Genomic DNA, 1198 nt, shown 5'->3' on the forward strand with positions numbered 1-1198 from the left:
CGTGACTGGACTTCAGACGTGTGCGATTCCGCTCTCAGGCATGCGAATTCCTCTCAGGTGAAGCGTGTTTTTTCCTTAACATGTACGCCATGCGCCAGCAGAGAGGGGGAAAGGGCGAGAGGGAGCATTGAATATCCAATATCGAACGAGGAATATCGAAGGAAGAAGGGACTGTCAGCTCCTTCAACATTCGATATTGGACATTCGATATTCGTAATTCAAAATCCCCCTCTCCCCCTCTCTCCCTTTCCCCCTCTCTCCCTTCCCCCCTCTCGATATCGATGGCTTACATCCCTTTGACACGAGCACAGCGATTGACGTAGTAAAATCCCTCTAAATTACGCCTCCCGCCGCAGGTTCGCGCTGATGATGCGCCCGAAGCCGATGGCGGTCTCGGGAAGAATCTCCACCTCGTCGGTCAGCTTCCAGCTCCCCGAGTTGGAGGTTCAGAGCGTGAACACCTCGGCCATCATGAAGGCGCCCTCGTAACGCACGGGCCGCTCTGAGCCTGCTACGTTGATCGTTCCCTGATAGAACGCCGCCAAATCCGCCAAGAAATATTAAAGTAAATAGCAACTGAGAGACTAAATGCAATGACAAGCCAGGACTTTTCGATGACGGGCAATAAATCCACTGTAAGTAATGATGCTTATGACAAATTATTTCGAATAGAAAAAAAACAAATTAGGCGTAGGAGTCTATTCCAGGGCATTTTTATCGGTCTATTTATATGTTTATTACTCTTGTGCAGCTTTGTATTCATTCTGTGGGTGAACCAGGATAAAATTGCAGAAGCGGCTTTGGGTTACTTGGCTGACAACTATTTTCAGGATTTATTTGCTTCTTTCCCCGATGCTTATGTATCCTTTAATCAGCACAAAATTCTTCCAATTCTGGATGGATTTACCAATGCAGCTGCGGCGAAGAGAGTAACGAAGGACGAGTTTAAATATATCGGTAAAAATATAATCTTAGCGCTAAAAGATAAAAAACTGACCTACCATGAAGTCACCGACGACATATGCAGAAGGGTGGAGGAAAAGCCTTCCAAGTCCTGGCTGGTGGCTATTGCCTGCTCCATAGGAGCCTTGCTATTGGGAGGATACGCACTGGTAACCACCTTATGGGAAGGAATTGGGATGTGGGGGTTGAACAGGACCGTGGGCTGGGCCTGGGATGTCGTCTGATCCGCCATGGG

At 48.1% G+C, this 1198-nt stretch carries 2 protein-coding genes; one reads left to right on the plus strand and one right to left on the minus strand.

The features are described from left to right. Positions 1–333: 333 nt before the first annotated feature. A complete protein-coding gene (locus tag IH879_19725) occupies positions 334–594 on the minus strand; it encodes a hypothetical protein (GenBank protein MCH7677157.1) in 261 nt (86 codons plus the stop codon). Between the two features lie 20 nt (positions 595–614). Here IH879_19725 and IH879_19730 point away from each other — a divergent pair, with 20 nt between their 5' ends. Continuing rightward, complete coding sequence (locus IH879_19730) at positions 615–1187, plus strand: hypothetical protein (protein MCH7677158.1); 573 nt, start codon at positions 615–617, stop codon at positions 1185–1187. Positions 1188–1198: the final 11 nt, after the last annotated feature.

Source organism: candidate division KSB1 bacterium (assembly GCA_022562085.1).
GTDB lineage: Bacteria > Zhuqueibacterota > Zhuqueibacteria > Oceanimicrobiales > Oceanimicrobiaceae > Oceanimicrobium.

Coding starts and splice junctions, on each gene's coding strand:
- IH879_19730 (MCH7677158.1), top strand. CDS start 615: ATGACGGGCAATAAATCCACTGTAAGTAATGATGCTTATGACAAATTA.